The sequence below is a fragment of the Reella acinonychis genome (assembly GCF_052384575.1).
Taxonomy (GTDB): domain Bacteria; phylum Pseudomonadota; class Gammaproteobacteria; order Enterobacterales; family Pasteurellaceae; genus JBQSUQ01.
Genome location: NZ_JBQSUQ010000028.1, coordinates 1 through 1,028, shown reverse-complemented (window position 1 = coordinate 1,028; position 1,028 = coordinate 1). Strand labels below are relative to the sequence as shown.

General features: G+C 41.3%; 1 protein-coding gene. It reads right to left on the bottom strand.

Annotated elements, in window-relative coordinates; translation table 11 throughout:
- On the bottom strand, nt 1–1,028 hold a 1,028-nt coding region (locus tag ACT2CV_RS09860; protein ID WP_464974071.1), incomplete at both ends, for an autotransporter family protein.

The window sequence follows — 1,028 nt, the reverse complement described above, 5'->3', positions numbered from 1 at the left end:
GAACTGCGATAAACATGGTTTTTATCACCAATACCAATCACATGACGTACATCACCGTAAATGGTCAAACGCTCTGTAATTGGATATTGACCTCCAATACCAAATTCAGCAGCTAAATCACCAAAACGTTCTTCGTACGTTTTATTACCAACGGTAATTTCACTTTCTCTGCCTTTTAAGGTTTGTAATAAGTTCGCTGTAACATAAAGATGCGCTTTATTATCTTCCAACGACTGGTTCCAGCTCAATCTAAATCCTAATCGACCCACAAGGCTGTCTTGTGCGGTTCGTTTCACTTTTAGCGTTCCATCAGTGAAACCGTCTAACCAAACACGTTGGTAGCTTAATTGCGCTTGCGGTTCAAACACTAATTCTGGATTTCTTAATGGGAAACGTTTACCGATTTCAACGGAAGCACCCAAACCATAACCATTTTGGTCTGCCTGAACGCCTTTGCTGTCATAGCGGTTTTGTAACCAAGAAACTTGCCCTACAGTATCAATATAGAAACCATTGGCTGCATAATAGGTGTAGTATCCACCTAATGAGAACATATCTGTTTTCGCTGTACCAGTAAATTTATCTGCTACAACCAGTCCATTTTCTGCACGGTATTTATCAAATAAATGGCTTTTCGCCCAACCGTAAGTAAACATTACGCCTGCATGCTCTTGACTTTTATCTTCATTGAGTTTGAAAGATAAATCTTTACCAAACTGCATAAAACCAGACCGCACTTTCGCGCCAAAACGGTTCATTCCTTGGAAATCATCCGCGCTATAGTTGAGGCGGCCCCAAAGCTGCTGACTAGCAACCGCATGATTTTGTGTAAGATGACGTTGTTCTCCCACTCGTTCATGCAATTTACCTAATTGGTCTAATCCCATTTGGCGATTTACAAATGGTAATTGAGCATAAGCCACAACTGGTTGGGCAATGATATCAACATATTGCGGTTCTCTCGGTGGTTCCGGAGTGACAATAGGATTATTCGGCACTATCGGTGGATTATTCGGTTTTACCTCTGG